The sequence below is a fragment of the Nonomuraea gerenzanensis genome (assembly GCF_020215645.1).
GTDB classification, from domain to species: Bacteria; Actinomycetota; Actinomycetes; order Streptosporangiales; family Streptosporangiaceae; genus Nonomuraea; species Nonomuraea gerenzanensis.
On sequence record NZ_CP084058.1, the window covers coordinates 3,555,451 to 3,575,356 of the forward strand.

The 19,906-nt window shown below is 66.9% G+C and carries 23 protein-coding genes; 19 read left to right on the top strand and 4 right to left on the bottom strand.

Annotated elements, in window-relative coordinates:
• Positions 1 to 771: 771 nt before the first annotated feature.
• The 4 genes from LCN96_RS17005 (at position 772) to LCN96_RS17020 (ending at position 3,685) form a co-directional block, all read left to right on the top strand.
• A complete protein-coding gene (locus LCN96_RS17005) occupies positions 772 to 1,410 on the top strand; it encodes a hypothetical protein (RefSeq protein WP_225273608.1) in 639 nt (212 codons plus the stop codon).
• An 89-nt stretch (positions 1,411 to 1,499) separates the two neighbouring features.
• The gene (locus LCN96_RS17010) at positions 1,500 to 2,186 is read left to right on the top strand and encodes a hypothetical protein (protein WP_225273610.1); all 687 of its coding nucleotides are present in this window, start codon (positions 1,500 to 1,502) and stop codon (positions 2,184 to 2,186) included.
• A gap of 327 nt (positions 2,187 to 2,513) precedes the next feature.
• Positions 2,514 to 3,104 (top strand): TFIIB-type zinc ribbon-containing protein, encoded by a 591-nt coding sequence (locus LCN96_RS17015; RefSeq protein WP_225273612.1) that lies wholly within the window; start codon positions 2,514 to 2,516, stop codon positions 3,102 to 3,104.
• Between the two features lie 371 nt (positions 3,105 to 3,475).
• Positions 3,476 to 3,685, top strand: a complete 210-nt coding sequence (locus tag LCN96_RS17020; protein ID WP_225273614.1) for a helix-turn-helix domain-containing protein — start codon at positions 3,476 to 3,478, stop codon at positions 3,683 to 3,685.
• Here the strand turns inward: LCN96_RS17020 and LCN96_RS17025 are convergent.
• On the bottom strand, positions 3,682 to 4,383 hold the full coding sequence (locus tag LCN96_RS17025) for a hypothetical protein (RefSeq protein ID WP_225273615.1): 702 nt from the start codon (positions 4,381 to 4,383) through the stop codon (positions 3,682 to 3,684). The genes LCN96_RS17020 and LCN96_RS17025 overlap by 4 nt on opposite strands.
• 132 nt (positions 4,384 to 4,515) lie before the next feature.
• Positions 4,516 to 4,989, bottom strand: a complete 474-nt coding sequence (locus tag LCN96_RS17030; RefSeq protein ID WP_225273616.1) for a hypothetical protein — start codon at positions 4,987 to 4,989, stop codon at positions 4,516 to 4,518.
• Positions 4,990 to 5,326: 337 nt separating this feature from the next.
• Between LCN96_RS17030 and LCN96_RS17035 the strand changes: the two genes are divergently transcribed.
• The gene (locus tag LCN96_RS17035; RefSeq protein WP_225273618.1) at positions 5,327 to 6,220 is read left to right on the top strand and encodes a tyrosine-type recombinase/integrase; all 894 of its coding nucleotides are present in this window, start codon (positions 5,327 to 5,329) and stop codon (positions 6,218 to 6,220) included.
• Between the two features lie 24 nt (positions 6,221 to 6,244).
• Positions 6,245 to 6,394: a hypothetical protein gene (locus LCN96_RS17040; RefSeq protein WP_225273619.1), complete on the top strand. Its 150-nt coding sequence runs from the start codon at positions 6,245 to 6,247 to the stop codon at positions 6,392 to 6,394.
• Between the two features lie 132 nt (positions 6,395 to 6,526).
• Here the strand turns inward: LCN96_RS17040 and LCN96_RS17045 are convergent, their stop codons facing one another.
• Positions 6,527 to 7,006, bottom strand: a complete 480-nt coding sequence (locus LCN96_RS17045; protein ID WP_225273621.1) for a hypothetical protein — start codon at positions 7,004 to 7,006, stop codon at positions 6,527 to 6,529.
• Positions 7,007 to 7,503: 497 nt separating this feature from the next.
• Between LCN96_RS17045 and LCN96_RS17050 the strand changes: the two genes are divergently transcribed.
• The 3 genes from LCN96_RS17050 (at position 7,504) to LCN96_RS17060 (ending at position 10,415) form a co-directional block, all read left to right on the top strand.
• Positions 7,504 to 7,692, top strand: coding sequence for a hypothetical protein (locus LCN96_RS17050; RefSeq protein WP_225273622.1), 189 nt, complete (start codon positions 7,504 to 7,506; stop codon positions 7,690 to 7,692).
• A 250-nt stretch (positions 7,693 to 7,942) separates the two neighbouring features.
• On the top strand, positions 7,943 to 8,572 hold the full coding sequence (locus LCN96_RS17055; RefSeq protein WP_225273624.1) for a ParB/RepB/Spo0J family partition protein: 630 nt from the start codon (positions 7,943 to 7,945) through the stop codon (positions 8,570 to 8,572).
• A 757-nt stretch (positions 8,573 to 9,329) separates the two neighbouring features.
• Positions 9,330 to 10,415 carry a GNAT family N-acetyltransferase gene (locus LCN96_RS17060; protein ID WP_225273625.1) on the top strand — a complete coding sequence of 362 codons (1,086 nt, stop codon included), beginning with the start codon at positions 9,330 to 9,332 and terminating at the stop codon, positions 10,413 to 10,415.
• Here the strand turns inward: LCN96_RS17060 and LCN96_RS17065 are convergent.
• Positions 10,412 to 10,786 (bottom strand): ASCH domain-containing protein, encoded by a 375-nt coding sequence (locus LCN96_RS17065; RefSeq protein ID WP_225275995.1) that lies wholly within the window; start codon positions 10,784 to 10,786, stop codon positions 10,412 to 10,414. The genes LCN96_RS17060 and LCN96_RS17065 overlap by 4 nt on opposite strands.
• Before the next feature lie 38 nt (positions 10,787 to 10,824).
• Between LCN96_RS17065 and LCN96_RS17070 the strand changes: the two genes are divergently transcribed.
• From LCN96_RS17070 to LCN96_RS17115, 10 genes are all read left to right on the top strand, one after another.
• Entirely contained in the window at positions 10,825 to 11,310 is a 486-nt protein-coding gene (locus tag LCN96_RS17070; protein WP_185112864.1) for a hypothetical protein, read from the top strand.
• On the top strand, positions 11,307 to 12,593 hold the full coding sequence (locus tag LCN96_RS17075; protein WP_225273626.1) for a PBSX family phage terminase large subunit: 1,287 nt from the start codon (positions 11,307 to 11,309) through the stop codon (positions 12,591 to 12,593). The genes LCN96_RS17070 and LCN96_RS17075 overlap by 4 nt, the downstream gene beginning before the upstream one ends.
• Positions 12,594 to 12,796: 203 nt before the next feature.
• Entirely contained in the window at positions 12,797 to 13,348 is a 552-nt protein-coding gene (locus LCN96_RS17080) for a hypothetical protein (RefSeq protein ID WP_225273627.1), read from the top strand.
• A gap of 32 nt (positions 13,349 to 13,380) precedes the next feature.
• Positions 13,381 to 15,372, top strand: a complete 1,992-nt coding sequence (locus tag LCN96_RS17085) for a hypothetical protein (protein WP_225273629.1) — start codon at positions 13,381 to 13,383, stop codon at positions 15,370 to 15,372.
• Positions 15,373 to 15,385: 13 nt separating this feature from the next.
• Positions 15,386 to 15,682 carry a hypothetical protein gene (locus LCN96_RS17090; RefSeq protein ID WP_225273630.1) on the top strand — a complete coding sequence of 99 codons (297 nt, stop codon included), beginning with the start codon at positions 15,386 to 15,388 and terminating at the stop codon, positions 15,680 to 15,682.
• A 9-nt stretch (positions 15,683 to 15,691) separates the two neighbouring features.
• Complete coding sequence (locus LCN96_RS17095; protein WP_225273631.1) at positions 15,692 to 15,955, top strand: hypothetical protein; 264 nt, start codon at positions 15,692 to 15,694, stop codon at positions 15,953 to 15,955.
• Entirely contained in the window at positions 15,952 to 16,116 is a 165-nt protein-coding gene (locus LCN96_RS17100; RefSeq protein WP_225273632.1) for a hypothetical protein, read from the top strand. The genes LCN96_RS17095 and LCN96_RS17100 overlap by 4 nt, the downstream gene beginning before the upstream one ends.
• 12 nt (positions 16,117 to 16,128) lie before the next feature.
• Positions 16,129 to 17,703: a phage portal protein gene (locus LCN96_RS17105; protein ID WP_225273633.1), complete on the top strand. Its 1,575-nt coding sequence runs from the start codon at positions 16,129 to 16,131 to the stop codon at positions 17,701 to 17,703.
• Positions 17,703 to 19,022, top strand: coding sequence for a phage minor capsid protein (locus tag LCN96_RS17110; RefSeq protein ID WP_225273634.1), 1,320 nt, complete (start codon positions 17,703 to 17,705; stop codon positions 19,020 to 19,022). The genes LCN96_RS17105 and LCN96_RS17110 overlap by 1 nt, the downstream gene beginning before the upstream one ends.
• A gap of 76 nt (positions 19,023 to 19,098) precedes the next feature.
• Positions 19,099 to 19,863: a hypothetical protein gene (locus LCN96_RS17115; protein ID WP_225273636.1), complete on the top strand. Its 765-nt coding sequence runs from the start codon at positions 19,099 to 19,101 to the stop codon at positions 19,861 to 19,863.
• The last annotated feature ends 43 nt before the right edge of the window (positions 19,864 to 19,906 follow it).

Here is a 19,906-nt window from a genome sequence, read left to right on the forward strand (position 1 = left end):
GACCCCGGGCCGATGGGCCCCCAGGGACCGCAGGGCGAACCCGGCGCGTCCGGCCCGCCCGGACCCCAGGGCGACGCCGGGCCGATGGGAACCCCCGGACCTTCCGGGCCGCCCGGACCCCAGGGCGACCCCGGCCCAACGGCGACCGTCACCGCCGTACCGGTCCCCGGCCCCAAGGGCGACAAGGGCGACGCCGGACCCCAGGGCGAGCAAGGGCCCGCCGGACCGTCCGGCCCCCCGGGACCGTCCGGCCCGCCCGGCCCCCAGGGCGAGCAGGGCGACACCGGACCCAAGGGCGACCCCGGACCGACCGGACCCCAGGGCGACCCCGGACCCACCGGAAGCGCCGGACCGTCCGGCCCGCCCGGCACCGGCGACCCCGGGCCGACCGGAGCCGCAGGGCCCGCCGGACGGGACGGCACCGCAGGGAGCCCCGGCCCTTCCGGCAAGCCCGGATCGCCCGAACCCAAGGGCGACCAGGGCGACCCCGGAACGGCGGACACGCCGGAACCCGGCAAGATCGACGCGGCGAACACGGCCAACGGCGACCCCGTGACCGTGTGGGCCGCGTGGCTTGCCGCCCTGCTGGCAGTCGGAGCCGCCACGCTCGGACTGCTGATCAGGCGGCGACGCCGCAACCGCAGAGCGGCCAGCGAAACCGCTGGTCAGCCTGCTAACAGCGGTTCCGCTATCGACGACACACGGCAGCTCTAGCCAACTCGCCCGCCCGGACCGTGCGGGCGGGCACCCACACCACGAAAGGCACCACCCATGCAGATCAGCATCAACCCCGCCGAGATCTTCGACGCCATCGAGCGCGTGACCGTCGCCCACAAGGCCACGTTCTCCCGTCAGGGCATCTCCCGCCCGACCGGCAACGTCGTGATCGGTCTGGCCGCTTCCGGCCGCCTTGACGAGCTGGCGAACGCCGACGCTGAGGGCAGCGTCGCCGACCGCATCATCACCGGCGATGAGCTGAAGGACCTGCCCGCCGAGTACATCGCCACTCTCGGCACCGGCAAGAACGCGCCCAAGTTCACGACGTACGCCCTGATCGGCATGCGCGTTGCCGCGCAGCTCGGTTTCGGACAGGCGACTCTCGCGGAGCTGGGCAAGGTGCCCGGCACCAGCGCCACCAAGGTGCAGAACTTCCTTGCTGAGCTTCCCGAGATGGCCGAGTACCGCAAGGAGATCGAGGCCCGGAAGAAGGCCGCCGCGAAGGTCGCCGCCGACACGGCCGCCGTCCGCCTCGTGTGGAAGTTCGCCGAGAAGTTCAAGGCCGACCACAGCGAAGAGACGTACGCGGAGGTCATGGAGGAGCGCGGCATGTCGTTCGACCGCGTGCAGGAGATCATCCGGCTTCTGACCGCTGAGGCCGACGTCAAGGCCGCCGAGAAGGCCGACGCCTAACCCCCACCGGGCGCGCCCGTGTCGCCACCACGGGCGCGCCCGCCCACCCCTTACTCACCAACACCACAACGCCGCAGGAGGCCCCCAACATGATCCGCCGTGAGCAGGTAGAAGTGACCCGAGAGCACGCGCTGAACGCGCACCGGTCCGTCAGGGACCACATGAGCCGATGCCGCCCGTGCACCAAGGAGCCCATCCCGTGCGAGCTGGGCAGCATGTTGCAGCGCGGCGCGGGCAAGATCTCCCGCGAGGCAGCCGACGCCCTAGCCGCCTACCTCCCGCCCGGCACCGAGGTCACCTACCAGGGCGACCGGCCCGAGTATCGGGGAAGAACGTTCGTTGTCGTGGGGCTTGCCCCCCGAACCCCGTGGATCGGCTACGTCCTTCGTGGGAGCGGCATTCGACCGTTCTTCGCGACGCTGCCGAACGTCCAGCCGAGCAGCCGCGAGGCTCAGCAGCGGAACCGGCTCGAAGCCGTCAAGCGCACGGTTGCCGTGTGCTGCGCCGTGCTGGCTCAGCACATGGTGTATCTCGACGTGAAGACGGAGCGGAGCGACACCGGCGTTATCTGTGTGACCTGGAGTAGCGCGGAGTTCGTAGGCGCGGAGAACCGCGCGACGAGCGAGAGCGGCAAGCAGTCCGGGCAGTACATCGCCGGAGCGCTGTACCTGTTGCAGGTGCTACGCGCGCACACGCAGCGCCGTTCGTGGGATGACGTGGCGCGCGTCGCCCACAACGCGCAGAAGCTTGCCGACCGTGCGGGCGTTCGCGTGTAGCGCGACGCGCGACCAGCGCCGGACCGCATCGCGCGGTTCGGCGCTTCCGCATGCCCCCCGGGGGCCCCGGATCGGGGCCGGCCATGGCTGCATTCGGCTTGGTACCTGCGAAAAGAATTTGATCTTGTAGCCTTGTGGGCGTTTCGTCTCGGGGTCGGGGGTGCCGTGTCTGGTCTTGCTTCTGGGGTGTCGGTGGTGTCGGGCGCGTGTGTGGGTCCGTGTAACGCGAGGTCGCGGCGGGCGTGGGCTGCTTTCGAGGCGGCTCGTGATGAGCATGCGGACGCCGTGGATGAGTGGGTACGGGCGGGGGAGTCGGGGGAGCCGCCGGTGGAGCCGGAGGTTCCGGAGGTTCGGTGGCGGCCGGGGGAGCCGTTGGTGTGTGGTCGGTGTACGGCGTCGGTGCGGGCGGCGTTGTTGGAGGTGGACGCGTTCGCTGCGCAGCTCGCTCGGGAGGCGGATGGGTTCCGGCCGCCGTCGAAGTGGTCGAGGGTGTCGGGGTCGCGGCCGAAGCCTGCGGTGTCGCCGGTGGGGGAGCTGCTGGAGAAGCTGACGGGCGGGCTGCTGGAGTTCGAGGATCGAGCACGGGTGTGGTTGGGGGCTGGGTCGCGTCTGGGCGGCGCGAGGTCGGCGGTGGCTCGGTCGCGTGCGGTGGGCTGGCTGTCGGAGTCGGGTCGGCTGGAGAGCGTCTTGGTGCGGGAGGACCTGGTGGGCCTGGTGGACTTCGCTCTGTCGTGGCGGCTGGTGTTGGAGCGGCTGGTCGGGGATGAGCCGCCTGCGTGGACGCCGGCGCGGTGCCGGTGTGGTGAGCGGTCGTTCCGCTGGGATGTGAAGGCGGGCTTCTACGTGTGTGCCGCGTGTGGGTCGCACGTTTCGGAGCGGGAGGCGTCGGCGAGGGTGGAGGAGGAAGCGGCTCGTTGATTGCGGTGCCGCTGTCGGCTTGCGCTCGGTGGGTGGGTGTGTAACACTTCCGGGCGACGGAGAGACGTGTGCCCTCGGACCGATCATGGTTCGGGGGCTTTCCGCTGTTCGGGGGGTGCTGATGTCCCCTGCGACGGCGAAGACCGCTGCTGCCCGCCTTGACAGGTCTGCGGTGACGGTTCGGCAGTGGGCGCGACGCTACCGGGCGCGTGTCCTCGGCCGGGCCGGCCGTGAGGTCGTGTACGACTTCGACGACTTGGCCACGATTGAGGGCTGCATCTGGCGCGGCGATCCTGTCCCCTCAACCCCGGAAGCTCGTGATGGGCTTCGAGCCCGTCTCGCTCGGGCGGCTTGACGAAGGAGTTCCCCTCATGAAGATCGCGAAGAACAAGCGCATCGTCGGCCTGGAGCGGGCCCAGCTGGCGGCGGAGGTGGTCCGCCGGTACGCCGTCGGCGACTCGGTCCGCGACATCGCGGAGTCGATCGGCCGTTCGTACGGGTTCGTGCACCGTCTCCTGGAGGAGGAGCAGGTGACGCTGCGGTCGCGGGGTGGCGTGCGGAAGGTGCGCGCCGCGGTTTAGCTGATGATGTTTACCCAGATGCCGATGGGGACAGACAACATGGCGGAGATGATGAGGCCGGCGCCGAACATCCGCCATTGCAGGAGTCGCTCCGCTCTGGCTTCTATCTTGAGGATTTCGCGAACACGTTCGGCGTTCTCGTCGCTGAGCTCGATGAGGTTTTGGTAGTGTTCGAGCTTTTCCAAGGCCTCTTGGGTCGCTGCCATCGTCTTTCGTAGCTCGGCTTTGCGTCTTCGCAGGTCGTAGTTGATTCGGTCGGTGCTATGCCGGGCGTCTATCACGATCTTCGCCTGGAGGTTGTGAACTTTGTCCGCTTTGCGGAGGAGGCTCGCATGTCGTTGCGCTCGCCTGAACGTCTGGATGTGGTCCCAAAGACTAAAAACCACAAGCATCGGCACCACAAGGATCGCCCAGAACACCGCTTCCTCGCCTTTGGGCGTCAGAATGATCCGGAGGGTGTACTCGCCGCTCGCGCCTAACCAGTGAAGGCTGCCGAGCTCGTTCAACCATGTGAGGGCGGCGTCGATTATCCTTTCACGGTGTACCAGCAATGGGATCACGATGATGGCGCAGATGGTGCAACCTAGCGCGGTGATGAGTCGCTGAGTGGTTGGATCTAGCTCGTCCTCGGGTTCATCCTCGTTGAGCTGGTCCAGAAGCTTCTGCTGATCCTGCAGGTCCGGTTCTTGAACCGTCATTCTTCCATTGGACCCAATGTGGCAGAGCTGTCCGAGGCTGAAGTACCCTGTGAGCTATTTGGTGCAAATGAGTCGGAAATAGTGTCATGTGTGGTGGCGGCACATTGTGAATTCGAACGCTCTGGCGTCCCTCTAGCTGATGTTGTTCACCCAGATGCCGATGGGGATAGACAGCGCGGCGGACAGGAGCACGCCGGCGAGGAAGATGACCAATTCGCGCCGACGCTCGGCGCGGATGGTCTTCTTGGTCTCGCCGAAGAGGATTTGTCGGATGTTCTCGGCCTCGTCCTTGTTTAGTTCGAGGAGCCGCTGCTGGTGTTTGGCTTCGGCGAGGAGTGCTTCGCGCGTCGCCTGTTGAGCTTCGAGGTCGCGCTGGAGTTCATCCATCAGAGTGGCGGCTTCCGCGAAGGCCTGGTTGACGGCTTGGACGCGACGGTGGAGTTTCTCGGCAGGGTCTTCTTTGGCTTGGCTCAGTCGTTCATACGCGCCGCCGAGCACCCTGGCGTAGAAGTATGCCAGGACCAGGTATGTCACGACCGCCGTGAGTACGCCGCTTGTGGTGGCCTTCGGGATGCTGTCCTCGATGAGCCACACCGCAGCTGCCATAGCGACGCCCCCTACGAGGGACATGGCTGCGGCAATGTATCGACGATCCATTCCTTCATTGCAGCGCAGTGAATTGCGAGGTGCTGGCACCGTGATCGGATTGCTACGTGACAGCTTGAAACAAGATCACTAAGACCGGAACATAATCCAAATTATGTTCCGCTCTCTGTGCTACCGTCACGAGTGATCCACATCCCTCGTGAAAGGTGCTCTCATGAGCAACCACGGAAGCGACCGGCTCCACCCGGCCGCTACCGGCCTACCCGGTACTGAGCTGGCTGAGGCGCCACGCGCCGCCCTCGCGTTACCGCTCGATCTCCCGCCGATCATCCTCGACTTGACCCGCGCGTGGCTGTGGTCGTACGACTCGCCGAACACGCGCGAGGTGTACGAGCGGAACATCCGCCGGTGGTTCGAGTTCTGCGCGGAGACCGGCCTCGACCCGCTGGAGGCGCGCAAGCCGCACGGCGACGTGTTCTCCCGCTGGTACCAGGAGACGGCCCGCCGGCCGCCGAAGCCGAAAACGGTCGCTCAGGTGCTGTCGTCGGTGTCGTCCTGGTACGAGTACCTGCACGCGACCGAAGCCCTCGACGCCAACCGGTTCAAGAAGACGCGGCGGCCGAAGATCCCGCGCAAGCACTCCGAGACGGTCGCGCTCACGAAGACGGAGGCGCAGGACTTCCTGCGGGCGGCCGACGCCGACCACGGCCGGGAACGGCTGCGCACCTCAGCGCTGCTCCGGCTGCTGCTGCAGACCGGCATCCGCATCTCCGAGGCGATCAACGCGCAGATCGACGACCTCGGGTACGCCCGCGGCTATCGGACGCTGCGCATCACGGTGAAGGGCGGCGACACGATCACCCGACGTCTGCCGGTGGAGACGACGCACGCCCTGGACGTCTACCTCGCCGAGCGGGCGCGCCGCGAAGGGGTCGAGCTGCAGGACCTGGCGGGCCCGCTGTTCGCGACCTCGACAGGCCAGCGCTGGAGCAGGTCGAAGGCGTTCGAGCTGGTCCAGCGCATCGCCAAGCAGGCGGGCATCACGTCGAAGGTGTCGCCGCACTCCCTGCGGCACACCTACGCGTCGCTGGCGCAGGAGGCCGGCGTCGCGATGCGGCAGATCCAGCTCGACCTCAACCACGCCGACGTGTCCACGACGGAGATCTATTTGCACAGCCGGGATCGGCTGGAGAAGGACGCTTCTCAGGTGGTGGCGTCGCTGTTGGAGTAGGGGGATCACGTGCCCAGGTCGAGGATGAGCGCGCTGGATAAGGCGGCATGGCTGCACCATTGCGGTGCGATCAACCTGGGCACGTGGACCGACCGTGCGGTGTGCGGCGGCTGCCGGTACTCGGTGGGGCATGCCGAGGACGTAGAGCAGTTCCGGCTCGTGCGGGTCTGGTGATGCGGTGCACGAATCATCGTATTCGTTGTGCTCTGGAGCCTTTGGGACGCTGATCAGCGGGATGTGTATATCTCAGAGCAACATTCACGGGCGGCGCCTAGCTAAAGGGCCCACTGGCCGGAGTGTGGATGCTTAGGTGGAAGCCTGCGGGAAAGGGTTGAAGTCTACGGGCGCAAGGGCCAACTCTTCGCGCACCGCATTAACGAACTGTATGAATGCATCTTGCGAGTGCAGTCTTTCCCGGTGCCAGTCCTCTACCAGGAATACACGTTCCTGGGCGTCGTAGAACAGCTTCGTTATGGATTTGTCCAGCGAGTTGGCTGCGGCGACGACGGCGGGTGATCCGTGAAGCCATACCGCAGTGAGGGCGCAGTCCCAGGCGCGATCGCGCCGAGCCTCTTCGACCGCTTTCTGGAAGTTGTCAGTTCCGGGATCTGCCAAGGCGACGGAGCGAATGCCTTCATAGACCGACTGAAATTGCTCGGCGAAACGCTGATAGCTAGCTACCTTCTGATCGCGACGCCAGCGTGTGGACTCTGATCGAGTATCCCAGAGTCTGCCGATGATGATCCCGAGAATTCCTGCTATGGCAGCTATCACCGCCGTACTCATGCCTGCATTATCGCTTGCATCGCACATGTGGGCCAGGGATACCTGCTGTTGGCGGAGAGGAGATGATAGCCATGGAGATCAAGGAGTACCGGCACGCGTCGGAGCTCATCGAGGCCGTGCAAGTTGTCGGCGCCGAGGTCGTAGGCTGTCGGGCCTGAATCGGCACGTTCTCGAATCAGCACTGCCTCGTCTGTGAACCGCCATCCGTGGCCGATCGGGTGAGTACGTCCTACACGACCGTGGAGGCCAGTTCTGGCCTGCTCGAAGCCGATCTTCGAGCAGGGGTACACCCGCTCGCTTGTCGGATGCCTAAGATTGATCCCGCTTCACTCTGGTGTCGGGTGGGGGAAGGTTACCTGTAGCTCGTGGCGGACGCATGTGTAGAACGCGTCACGGGCGTGACTGAACTCTCTAGAAGCCTCCTTCCAGCTCCTCTCGGATGCTGGTGTGAGCTGTCGGGCTATCCATTCGAGTTGGAAAAGGCTTCGATTGAGACGGTGGCCAGCTTCGACCGTGGTGCTCTCTCCCAAGATGGCCACGGCCTGAAAGGCGAGGCCACGGTCTATCTCGCCGGAACTGAGCAGCTCAGCGGCCTGCTGCAGCTCGATGGTGGGGAGCTCGGGGCCGATGCCGATGGTAGCGGCAACTCGTCTAGAAATCGTGATCTGGTGGGTGACCGCCGCTAGGTAGTGGGTGTACGCGTCGAGTCGTTGTTCATCCCATCGGGTTAAGCGTTCCCGCCGAACGCGTCTGCTCTCGGTGAGCGTAGTGGCAGCGAAGGAAAGCAACGCGCCGAGAACGACCGCTGCGAGAGTCCAAATGGGACTACTCATGGCCGGGCCCTCCGTCTCCTTTTCGACAGTGCCTCTTGGGAAACCTGCGGGTCACCCCAAGCATTCGATGACATGCCCTCCCGAGGGCGTCAAGGGAGGGTTGATGGCGAAGATCGCGCTGCAGGAGTACCGGATGGTCGCGGTCGGTGACCTGGAACCGCACCCGGACAACCCGCACCGGGGCGACGTGGATGTGATCGCAAAGTCGATCGAGAAGAACGGCTTCTACGGCACGATCTTGGTGCAGAAGTCGCGGATGCGGATCATCGCCGGTGAGCACCGTTGGCGGGGCGCGAAGGCTAAGGGCCTGGCCCAGGTGCCCGCCTTGATCCTCGACGTGGACGACGACGCCGCGCTGCGCATCCTCCTCGCCGACAACCGCACGGCAGAGATCGGCGGGTACGACGACCAGGCCCTTACCGAACTGCTGCGCAGCCTGAACCACCTCGACGGCACCGGCTGGACGGAGCAGGATCTCGACGACCTAGCCGACGCCATCGCCGCCGACAACGCAGTGGCCCTCACCCCCGACCGCGCTCCGGCCTCGGGCGGTGGCCGCGCCGACCAAGCCGGCACCGACGACGAGGAGGAGCTGCCCGAACCGGGGGACGCCGAGACTTACACGCGGCCCGTCGTCTGGGGTGTTGTCGTCACCTGTGAAAATGAAGCCGAGCAGATAGAGCTGCTCGGACGCATGGTGGAGCAGGGCTATAAAGTCCGTGCCCTCATGTAAGCTTGAGCTTCTAAGATTCGATTCGGCGCAGTGTGGCTAGTCCGGCTCCATCTCTGAATGAATACGAGAGCTGGTCATGGTCGCGCCGGATAAGCGTTATTGTGGCCACAGCGCAGTTTAGGGTGTCAGGTTCTTCCTCCACTACTATCCGATTCCTGCTGAAGTCAATCAGCTTTAAAACGCCGTTACAGCCGAGCAAGCCATACGTTGTATGCCCGATCGGGTCCCCGAGCTCGCCACCCGTTATCGTCATGGTTACGGGATACTTCTTGTACGACGGAGAATCGGGCTGGCTAACGATACCCTTGAAGCTGCCGATAAATGCGCCGGGAACGTCGCCTACTTCGCTGGGCGGTCGAACGGTCTTGGTTGGGATCGGGTCTGTTGATGATGGAACGATTGTGGATGGAAATGTGCGTGCTGTAGTAGGAGTGTAAGACTCTCCGGAAATGCTCGACTGAGGTTGTGCAGGGCTGGTGCTCGAGGGTGTGTCATTCTGAAGGACCTGCACAATAAGTGTTAGTACGCCCACCACGAAGGCGCCTATAGTTGTGATAGCAACGGCCTTTGGCCAGTAGGCCGTCCTAGGCGATCTTTGCTCTCGTCGATCCACCTGATCCTCCCCTCGGTGAGTCGCTGACAGTCAATGAATATTGAAGCCCCGATTGGGCTGGCAGTCTTCGTTGTGACCTAACCGTGAGTGCGCAGATACCGACACAGGCACTCATAAACGTGCACGAGATCCGAAGGAGGCAAGGTGCGCGCTGACATCACTCTGTCGTCCCCCGTTCAGCTCTCGGCCCGGGTCCTCCAGCTCCAGGGCATGTTCGACGTCGCCATCGGAGAGAAGCTGAGCAACTCCTGGGCCATGAGCCTGCCCATCGAGGACCGGTCATGGAGCGTTGGCCTGATCGTCGGCCCCTCCGGGGCGGGTAAGACCAGCATTGCGCGGCACCTGTGGCCCGACCACATCGCCAGCCCGTATACCTGGTCTGGTGATCGATCGCTGGTGGACGACTTCCCGCCGGACATGTCCGTCAAGGACATCGTGGCGCTGCTGGGTGCGGTCGGGTTGTCCTCCCCGCCGGCGTGGTTGCGGCCCTTCCGAACACTGTCCAACGGAGAGGCGTTCCGGGCGACGATCGCGCGGGCCCTGGCCGAGTCTGGCGGCCTGGTCGTCATCGACGAGTTCACGAGCGTCGTGGACCGCCAGGTCGCGAAGGTGGCGAGCCACACGATCCAGAAGACCGTACGGCGCAGCGGCCGCCAATTCGTCGCGGTGACCTGCCATTACGACGTGCTGGAGTGGCTTCAGCCGGATTGGGTGCTTGACGTCTCAACGGGATCGTTCGAGTGGAGGTCGGTTCAACCCCGACCAGCGCTCCAACTCGAAATCCGGCCGGTCGATGGCCAGCTCTGGCCCGTCTTCGCACGTCATCACTATCTGAGCACGGAGCTGCACCGCTCCAGCAAGAAGTTCGCCGGGTTCATCGACGGCGAGCCGGTCGCGTTCCTGGCCTACCGGCACTTCCAGCACCCCGCGACGCGGAACTTGAAGATGGAGCACCGGCTGGTGGTTCTGCCGGACTATCAGGGGCTCGGCATCGGGAGCCGCTTCTCCGAATGGATGGGGCAGCGGCTCTACGAGCAGGGGTTCCGCTACCGGTCGGTGTCGTCACATCCGGCGCTGATCGCCTACCGAAGCGCGTCGCCGCGGTGGCGGATGATCCAGGGCCAGAAGAAGCTCGGCACCCGCTCCAAGCACCAGTGGATGCACGCGCAGACGCTCGACCCGCGCCGTCTCGGTGTCGTGTCGTTCGAGTACGTGGCACCGCGAATCTAGGCAGCGAAGGCCTTCGTCCACCCGGCCGGAGCCGGCCGTAGCCCCAGCGCCCCAACCGCGGGCATCGGCGTGACGGCCGGTCGAGCGTCGGTGACCAGCCAGTGATTCACCCCGGCGCGGGCCCACAGCGAGCTGCTGTCCTGGCGGATGTCCACGAGGTTCACCGACCCGAGGATCATGCCGCGCAGCATCGGCCCGTCGAGGACGATCCCCAGTTCCTCCATGAGCTCGAACCCCTCAGCGTCGATCTTGAGGCCCGAATGGATCAGGAGCCTGCCCCGATACGGCGTGCCCCAGCTCCGGTTCTCCACGTCCTTGATGCCCGCGACGAGCAACGCCGCCCATGGCTGCCGGACGGTCAGCATCCGCATCCGCACCCGAGAAGCGTAGTAGTTCAGGAGCAGCCCTCATGGTCGTCAGCAAGGCCCGTCAGGTCGAGATCTCCCAGCGGCGCTACCAGGCGGTCCAGATGCGGATCGCCGGAGTGTCGCCCACGGTCATCGCCGAGCGGCTGGGCTACTCGGGCGCGGCCTCGGTGTCGAAGGACATCGACAGGGCGCTGCAGAAGGCCGCCAAGCAGGAGCAGATGGCCAGCGAGCAGCTTCTCAAGCTGGAGATCGACCGGCTCGACCGCATCATGGCCTCGCTGTGGCCGAAGGTCGTCAAGGGCGAGGTTCAGGCCTGCGAGACGGCGCTGAAGTGCATCAACCGGCGGTCGGCTCTGCTGGGCCTGGACCTGATCAACCGGAACGGCATCGCGGACGGCGACATGGCGTCTCTGCTGGGCAACCTGCTGCTCCAGATACAGCAACGGCACACCATCCCCGACCCCGACACGGACACCATCCTCGAGGCCGAGGTGATCGGTGAGATCGAGTCGGGGGACGGCCTGTGAGCACGCCGGCGCCGACGCCGCTGAACCTGTCGCCTAAGCAGCTCCGGTCGATCGGCGAGTCCACAGCGCGCCTGAACATTTGGTCGGGCGCGATCCGGTCGGGAAAGACGATCGCGAGCCTGTTGCGCTGGGTCATGTACGTCGCGAACGCGCCGCGCGGGGGCTCGCTGGTGATCGTGGGCAAGACATCGGACACGATCGCCCGGAACGTCTTTGACGTGCTGCAAGACCCGGCGATCACCGGCCCGATCGCGCGGCGGATCATCTACACCCGAGGCGCTCCCACGGCGAACATCCTCGGGCGACGCATCGAGATCATCTCGTCGAACGACGCCCGGTCGGAGAACCGGCTGCGAGGCATGACCTGTGCCGGGGCTTACGTCGATGAGATCACGCTGATCGAGCGGGAGTTCTGGGACCAGCTCTTGGCCCGGCTCAGCGTCACGGGCGCCAAGCTGTTCGGGACGACGAATCCCGATGCTCCGAACCACTGGTTGAAGCGCCAGTTCCTTGACCGCAAGTACGAGCTTGACCTGCGGCATTGGCACTTCAGGTTGGACGACAACACCGCGTTGGACCCGGCATACGTCAAGGCGCTCAAGGCCGAGTACACCGGGCTCTGGTACAAGAGATTCATCTTGGGCCAGTGGGTCATGGCCGAGGGCGCGATCTACGACATGTTCGACCCAGACCGGCACGTCGTGGACGTGCTGCCGCCCATGGAGCGGTGGCTGGCCTGCGGCGTTGACTATGGCACCGTCAATCCGTTCGACGCCGTCCTCATCGGCGTGTCCACTCCGGACAACGCCGGCCAGCGGCGCCTCTACCTCGCGTCGGAGTTCCGCTGGGACTCCCGCGCCGAGCGGCGGCAGCTCACCGACGCCGAGTACTCGCAGAAGCTCGCGACGTGGCTCGACAATATCCCCGACACCTACGGCCCCGGCACCCACGGGGTGCGGCCGCAGTGGGTCGTGGTGGACCCGTCCGCCGCGTCGTTCATCACGCAACTCCAGCGCGACGGCTTCACGCCGACCATGGGTGACAACTCCGTCAACGACGGCATCCGCACCGTCAGCAACCTGCTCGGCGCGGATCATCTGCGGGTGCATCGTTCGGTGTCCGGGTTCCTCGACGAGGTCGGGTCGTACGCGTGGGACGACAAGAAGGCCGAGCGCGGCGACGACGTTCCCGTGAAGGTTGATGACCACGCGTTGGACGCTGTCCGGTACGGCCTGCACACCACGCAAGCGGCCTGGCTGCCACTGCTGCAGCCGGTCTACTGACCATGAACGCGCACCCCCGTTCTGTGGCGGGCTGAGGGGTGCGTTGCTCCGCACGTCCACCCGCGTGCGTCGAGCACCGGGCGCGGTTCCGGCCCTGTAGTTGAGGGGCTACCAGGCCGGGGCCGCGCCTACGCCACATCGTGCATTCACAACGTCAGGGCCATCCGCGTCGGGTGGCCCTTCTGCATGTCCGGGAGGGCACCATGCGGGAGACCGCGCGACTGACCGAGGGAAGCCACCTGGCGGCCGGCCTGGGCCGCCACGACGCCGCGCGGTGGCGCTGCACCTGGCGACTGGAGAAGTTCCACGGCGACGACACCGGCCCGGACGCGGTCCCGTTCGAGGTGATCGAGCGCGAGGGCAACGCGCTGATGTACGGCGGCGTGTCCGCGCTGTGGCACCGCCTCACCGGCGGCACCTCCGTAGCCGCGTTCGACGCGACCAACGCGAGGATCGGTGTGGGCGACGGCACCGCCGCGGCGGACCCGCTGCAGACCGACCTGCAGGGCACGAACAAGGTCCGCAAGGGCATGGACGCCGGGTACCCGCAGCACACGGACAGCACCGGCGCCGCCGCCAACACAGTCACCTTCAGGGCGACGTTCTCCACGGCCGAAGCGAACTTCGCTTGGGCCGAGTGGGGCGTGTTCAACGGCGCGTCCGGCGGGCGGATGCTCAACCGCAAGGTGGAAGCCCTCGGCACGAAGACGGCCGCCGCGTCCTGGGTCTTCACGGTGCAGCTCTCCCTGACCTGAGCCACGCGACTGCCTGACGGGGAGGGGGCGCGGTGGCGACCATCCTGGAGGACTTCGAGGACGACACCTTCGCCCTCACCATCGAGGGCGACTGGGCGCGGGACAACGAGTTCGCTGCCCTCGGCACGTCGTGGTCTTTGAAAAGCGCCGACATCGGCGGAGAAGCTACGACGGAGGTCGTGGTCATCGTCCCGGCTGGGGCGACATCCCTGAGCTTCTACTACAAGGTGTCGTCCGAGCTCGACTACGACGAGTTCCACGTCTTGATCGACGACGTGGAAGTGCTCCTCAACTCCGGCGAGGTGGACTGGACTGAGGCCACGTTCACCCTGACCGGCGCGTCGCAGGTGACCTTCCTCTACACCAAGGACGACTCGATAGACAGAGGGCGGGACGCTGCCTGGATCGACCAAATCCAGTTCACTGTCCCCGGCGAGACCAAGAGCGCCACCGACATCGGCGCGGTGCTGACCGAGACGGCTGCAGTCGCCCACGTGCCGGAGATCGCCAAGGCCAGCAGTGACAGCGGGCGTTTGGTCGAGGCACGCTGGGTGGGCGAGCCGCCAGCGGCCGGTACACCGCCGACGATCCGCTCAACCTCAACGGGCACGTCGGGCTCGTCGAGCTACAACGTCACTGCGCCGGCCGGGGTCGCAGCGAATGATGTGCTGATCGGGATCCAAGCGGCGGACCGGGGGTCCACCGCAAACATGACGACCCCGAGTGGCGGCAGCGCGTGGCAACCGCTGGACTCGCTGGACGGGAGCAGCGAACTCGGCGTCATTCAGGCGATCCGAGTGTGGTGGAAGCGTGCGGGGTCATCCGAACCGACCGCGTACGTCTTCGCCCAGGGCAGCGGCTCGGACGGCACCTGTCTGATCGTGGCCATCAAGGACGCATCGCTGACGGCGACACCCAAGATCGTCCGCTCGACGGACGGCACCGGCCTGAACATCACAACGCCAGGCATCACCCCGGACTCGGGAAGCAACGTTGAGGTCCGGCTGGTCGCGGCCTACGCGCTCGGCACTGCCATGACCTTTACAACGCCGGATGGGCTGACACCGCTGACTCGTGTCCAGTCGCGGACCTACACCGTCTTGGCAGCGGCGGCTCGTGCGCTGCAGTCGAACGCGGCCACGTCGCCCGCTGACTTCGTGGCTTCGGTTGATGCGGTGGAGTGGCGGGCCGGCTACACCTTGGCCATCGCCCCGGCTGTCAGCGGGCCTCCGCAGGTGACCAAGTCAGCGGCCGATGCGGGAGCTGTGGCGGAGTCGTCTGCGGTCACCGTCCTGCCGGACGGCATCCCCAAGGCGGGCAGCGACACCGGAACCCTGACCGAGATGGCAGCGGCTACGGCCGGCATCACGTCGTTGGACGCGGCGACGCTGGCAGAAGCCGCCGTCCTCGCCGCCGAGCAGGCCGGTGCCGATCAAGCGTCGCTGGTCGAGACGTCGATGCTGACGGTCGGCTGGTCCGGCACGGACCAAGCAGTATCAGCTGAAGCTGCCCAGGTGGACGTCCAGGTGACGACCAGCGACAGCGGCACGCTGGCCGAGTCGGTGGCCATCGCCGAGACGATCGGCCCGATCTCCAGCGACCACGCAGTGCTGAACGAAGCTGCCGCGCTGGCGGTAGGGACGACAGCCGAGGACCTCGGCGCGCTGACCGAGGTCTCAGACGTTGCCGTCCTCAAGCAGGCCAGCGACTTCGCGCAGCTCGTCGAGTCGGTCGAGGTGGGCCTGACATCGGCCGACACCGCAACGCTCGTCGAGACGATGCAGGGCGCAGCGGGCATCGCTGCCAGCGACAGCGCCGTGATCGACGACGAGGCCGTGGTCGAGGCGCCGCGTGCCGCGACGGACTCGGCGGTTCTGGTCGAGACGGCCACGGTGGCAAGCCTGGGCCGGGACATCACCGGGCTTGGCCCGATTTACCGCCGCTGGTCGGCGGGTTCCCCGTACCGCAGGTACTCCGCTGGTGAGCCGCGCCGCGACTGGGGCGCTGGCTCACCGCGAACGTAGGGAGGACCGTCCCATGGAACCAATTTCCTCCCTTAGTCGGGAGTTCCTGTACATCCCCGTCAAGGGCCCGTCCGGCGGTGAAGGCGTCGAAGTCGCCTTCACCAACGAGGACGGCAAGCCGGCCGAGACGGACTGGCACGCCGCGATGTGGGACAACCACAGCGCCGCCGGGGCTGACGCGAAGATCCTCGTCGGCCCTGGCGGTGACGGCGCGGTCGAGCTGCCTGAAGGCACCTACCGGGCGTGGGTCCGGGTGTCCGCCCTCGTCGAACAGCCAGTCCTACCCGGCGGCCTTGTCCCTGTCATCTGAGGAGACCCCATGCTTCGCAACCCAGCCACCGGCGACATCGTCCGCTACCGAGGCAAGCAGGGCCTCCACGCCGTGCGCGCCGCGATCGTCACGGCGGACACGATGACGCTCGACCCCGAGGGCGTCAGGGTCGGCGCGGTGCCCCCGCTGGACGACGCATCCCACGTCCACCTGTGGGTGTTCACGCCCGGTCAGGTGGGCGGGTTCCACGAGTACAACGTCGCGCCGGGCGACGAGCCAGGCACCTGGCACTGGCCGGTGACGGCCGGATGACCCAGCAGACGATCACCTGGCGACAAGCCGCGGCCCACGCCGCCGCTGTCCTGGAGCGCGCGGACTGCGAGCCCAACCCGGACATGGTCGAGGCCAAGGTCTCCATCGCCGACGGCTGGACCAGCCTGGCCGTCGCCCTGTCGGAGATCGAGAAGACATGAGGAGGGTGGCCGATGCCGCTTCCCGAGACTAATCAGGAGTGGCCGCCGCCAGCGATCCGACAGGAGATGCGGCTCTACGACACTCACGGCGCCTGGTACGCCGGCGACCCGGACAAGCTGGCGCAGGTGTACGGCGGCAACCGGGCAGCGCCGATGGTGGGGATGGACCCGAAGGGCTGGGACCGTCCGATCAGCCGCATGGGCGGCTACCTCGGGCGAGCTATCCGCTACTTCTGGGGAACGCCCACACCGGCCGCGCAGTCACGAGCGACCAAGCTGCATATCCCGCTCGCCGCCGACATCGCCGCCACCAGCGCCGACCTGCTGTTCTCGGAGCCTCCGACTCTGAAGCTGAAGGGCAAGAAGGGGCAGCAGCGGCTCGACAGCGTGCTGCACGAGGCTGGCGTGTACGGCAGCTTGCTGGAGGCGGCCGAGCTGGCCGCCGCGTACGGGGGCGTCTACCTGCGGGTCGGCTGGGACACGACGATGGCTGACCACCCGGTCGTGGACGCGCTGCCGCCGGACGCCGCCGTGCCCGAGTTCCACAACGGCCGGCTCAAGGCGGTGACGTTCTGGCGGGTCGTCTACGAGGACGACCGGTCGGGCGAGGTGTGGCGGCACTTGGAGAAGCACGAGAAGGGCCGCGTCTTCCACGGCCTGTACCTGGGCGATGAGGATCACCTGGGCAGGCAGATGCCGTTGGAGGATCACCCGGCGACCGCCGAGTTCGCGGATCTGGTGGACGAGGATGGGGGGTTCGACAGCGGGTTCGATCGGGGCCTGCTGGTCGAGTACATCCCGAACATGCGGCCGCACAGGACGATCCGGGGAACGGCGATCGGCCGCAGCGACTATGCGGGCGTCGAACCGCTCATGGATGCGCTGGATGAGACGTGGACGAGCTGGATGCGGGACCTGCGGCTCGGTAAGGCGAGGATCATCGTGCCGGAGATCTACCTGACGACGGCTGGTCGTGGCCAGGCCGCGTCTTGGGATCCGGACCGGGAGATCTACAGCCCGCTGGGCGGCATGCTGCCGTCGCCGCAGAACCCGGGCAGCATGATCACGCTGAGCCAGTTCAAGATCCGCGTGCAAGAGCACGCGGAGACGTCGAAGAACCTGGTGGAGCAGATCGTGCGCGGTGCCGGGTATGCGCTGCAGTCGTTCGCTGAGGGCGGCGGTGGTCAGGCGAAGACAGCGACCGAGATTCACATGGAGAAGCACCGCTCGTACTCGACGCGCGGTCGGAAGATCGGCTACTGGACGCCGCGGCTCGCGTGGTTGTCGGAGGCGATGCTGGCAGTCGATCATGCGGTGTTCGGGACGAAGGTCGTGGCCGAACGCGCCGTCGTCGAGTGGCCGGATGGCGTCATGCCGGACCCTGAGTCGATGGGCCGCACCCTCGACATGCTGAACCGGGCGCAAGCCGTCAGCCTGGACACCAAGATCCGTTGGGTGCATCCCGACTGGGACGACGTCCAGGTCCAGGCTGAGAAGGAGCGGCTTCGCGACGAGCTCGGGCTTAACGTGCCGGACCCGGCGGCCCTGGGCGAGACGTGGATCCCTGACGCGAGCGGCGACGACTGATGACCATCACTCCAGCCGCTGCCATCGAGGAGGGCCTGGAGCAGGCGCGCAAGGTCGCCGCCATGTACGCCGACGCGGAGACGGCGCTGCTGGAGCGCATCGCCGCGCGGGTCGGCAAGGACCTCGACAACGACGATGGCGACGACTGGGCGGACAAGCGGCTCTCCGAGGTGACGCAGCTCCGGAAGGAAGCCGAAGCGATCGTCCGCCGGTTGCAGGCCGCGTCGAGAGCTGCCGCTGAGGCGGCGGTGCTGGAAACGTGGGCTGAAGGCATGGACGCCGCGGTGCGTGGTGCCGTGTTGCAGGTCCACGACCGGAAGGTCCGCAAGCGGCTGGCCAAGGTGCTGGAGGACGCGAAGAACCTCGGCGCGAGCCGGGGCATCAACGCCGGCCAGGGCGTTGCCGAGCTGGCCGCGCACACCGTTCGTATGGTCACGTCCGTCCATGAGGGCGCGCTGCGGGCGGTGGACGACATCTTCCGCAACGTCGTCGCCGAGACTGCCAGCCGAGCGCTGATCGGCGCGGAGACTCGGCGGGAGGCGGCGCAGCGTGCGCTCGACCGGTTCACGGCCGAGGGCATCAAGGGGTTCACTGACTCGGCCAACCCGCCCCGGACCTGGAGCATGGCCAGCTACGCCGAGATGGCCATGCGGACGGCCGTCGCTCGGGCGGCGGTGGACGGGCACCTAGCGACGCTGCGTGACGCCGGGATCAACCTGGTCAGCGTGTCGCGGCTGCCGTACACGTGCGACCGGTGCGCCCGCTGGGAGGGCGAAGTGCTGGCCCTGTCCGGGACGGCGGGGACGCGCGTGGAGGAGAACCCGGCGACGGGCGTGCAGGTGTTCGTGCAGGTCGCGGGGACGGTTGCGGAGGCGCGGCTGGCGGGCCTGCTGCATCCGAACTGCGGCCACAGCCTGAACGCCTACTTGCCGGGCGTGTCGAGGCCGGCGGCCGCGGTGCAGTCGAAGACCACCTACAAGGAGTCGCAGCGGCAGCGCTACCTGGAGCGGAAGGTCCGGGAGAACAAGCGGCGCGCGGCGGTCGCGCTCGACGACGACGCTCGCGCGAAGGCGGACGCCAATACGGCCGCCTACCAGCGGCAGCTCAAGGACCTGACGAAGGCGACAGGGCTGCGGCGCAAGACCGACCGGGAGAAGGTCGACGCACCCCCCGCAGACCTGGGGAAGCTGACCGACAAACAGCTCGCCGACCTGGCCAGCAAGTTCGGCCATGACGAGCAGGTGTTGGCCCGGCTTGAGCAGGAGACGAAGCGCCGCGACGAGGCCGCAGCCAAGCAGGAGACCATCTCGGGCGCATAGACGCGCCATTCACGGGTCCGCCAGGCGCGGGCCTTACCCATGTTCCGACGACACGCTCCAGGAGGGCGATCTCGTCATGCCTGAAAACACTGTGCCGACCACCGATGGCAGCAGCGAAGGCCAGCCGCAGCAGGGGGAGCAGCGTCCTCCCGCGCAGGCCGAGGTCACGCCGCCCGAGCCGCCGGCGGCCGACGACTCGGCGGTCAACCCCGACGCCAAGCGAGTGGACGAGCTCCCCACGTGGGCGCAGAAGCTCATCAAAGACACTCGCGCTGAGGCGGCCGACTGGCGGTCCAAGCTTAAGGACGCGCAGAAGTCCGCCGACGAGGCGACCGCCAAGCAGGGGCCGTCCCCGGAGGAGATCACCGAGAAGGTCAAGACGGACTTCGCTCAGCAGATCGCTAAGGCTCTGGGCCTGGCGGCTGAGGAGGAGAAGCCGCTCGACCCGCAGCAGGTGATCGAGACGCTGACAGCCGAGCGGGACAGCACGGCCCAGGAGCGCGACAAGGAGCGCGAGCGCCACCGCCGCGCCCTGATCGAGCTTGCGGTCCACCGCGCCAGCCAGAAGGTCGGCGCGGACCCGGACGCCCTGCTCGATTCCCGGTCGTTCCTGAAGGCGGTCCGGGACATGGACCCGGACGCCGACGACTTCTCCACCAGTCTGGCCGAGACCATCCAGACGGCGGTGGAGAACAACCCGAAGTTCAAGTCGGCCACCCAGGCGGGGCCGCCAGCCAGGAGCGGAGGCGAGTTCACCGGCGGGCCTGGTGAGCGAGCGCCGAGTTCCGAGCCCTCCATCGACGAGTTCCGCGCCAGGCGTAAGAAGCGCGCCTTGTCCTAGCCGCTGATTGCGGGACCGCAATTAGCTTTCTGAAGAGGTGAAA

Bases quoted from the DNA above. Each gene is read 5' to 3' on its own strand.
- LCN96_RS17005 (WP_225273608.1), top strand. From the start codon at position 772: ATGCAGATCAGCATCAACCCCGCCGAGATCTTCGACGCCATCGAGCGC.
- LCN96_RS17010 (WP_225273610.1), top strand. From the start codon at position 1,500: ATGATCCGCCGTGAGCAGGTAGAAGTGACCCGAGAGCACGCGCTGAAC.
- LCN96_RS17020 (WP_225273614.1), top strand. From the start codon at position 3,476: ATGAAGATCGCGAAGAACAAGCGCATCGTCGGCCTGGAGCGGGCCCAG.
- LCN96_RS17025 (WP_225273615.1), bottom strand. From the start codon at position 4,383: ATGACGGTTCAAGAACCGGACCTGCAGGATCAGCAGAAGCTTCTGGAC.
- LCN96_RS17030 (WP_225273616.1), bottom strand. From the start codon at position 4,989: ATGGCAGCTGCGGTGTGGCTCATCGAGGACAGCATCCCGAAGGCCACC.
- LCN96_RS17040 (WP_225273619.1), top strand. From the start codon at position 6,245: ATGAGCGCGCTGGATAAGGCGGCATGGCTGCACCATTGCGGTGCGATC.
- LCN96_RS17045 (WP_225273621.1), bottom strand. From the start codon at position 7,006: ATGAGTACGGCGGTGATAGCTGCCATAGCAGGAATTCTCGGGATCATC.
- LCN96_RS17055 (WP_225273624.1), top strand. From the start codon at position 7,943: ATGGCGAAGATCGCGCTGCAGGAGTACCGGATGGTCGCGGTCGGTGAC.
- LCN96_RS17065 (WP_225275995.1), bottom strand. From the start codon at position 10,786: ATGCGGATGCTGACCGTCCGGCAGCCATGGGCGGCGTTGCTCGTCGCG.
- LCN96_RS17070 (WP_185112864.1), top strand. From the start codon at position 10,825: ATGGTCGTCAGCAAGGCCCGTCAGGTCGAGATCTCCCAGCGGCGCTAC.
- LCN96_RS17080 (WP_225273627.1), top strand. From the start codon at position 12,797: ATGCGGGAGACCGCGCGACTGACCGAGGGAAGCCACCTGGCGGCCGGC.
- LCN96_RS17090 (WP_225273630.1), top strand. From the start codon at position 15,386: ATGGAACCAATTTCCTCCCTTAGTCGGGAGTTCCTGTACATCCCCGTC.
- LCN96_RS17095 (WP_225273631.1), top strand. From the start codon at position 15,692: ATGCTTCGCAACCCAGCCACCGGCGACATCGTCCGCTACCGAGGCAAG.
- LCN96_RS17100 (WP_225273632.1), top strand. From the start codon at position 15,952: ATGACCCAGCAGACGATCACCTGGCGACAAGCCGCGGCCCACGCCGCC.
- LCN96_RS17105 (WP_225273633.1), top strand. From the start codon at position 16,129: ATGCCGCTTCCCGAGACTAATCAGGAGTGGCCGCCGCCAGCGATCCGA.
- LCN96_RS17110 (WP_225273634.1), top strand. From the start codon at position 17,703: ATGACCATCACTCCAGCCGCTGCCATCGAGGAGGGCCTGGAGCAGGCG.
- LCN96_RS17115 (WP_225273636.1), top strand. From the start codon at position 19,099: ATGCCTGAAAACACTGTGCCGACCACCGATGGCAGCAGCGAAGGCCAG.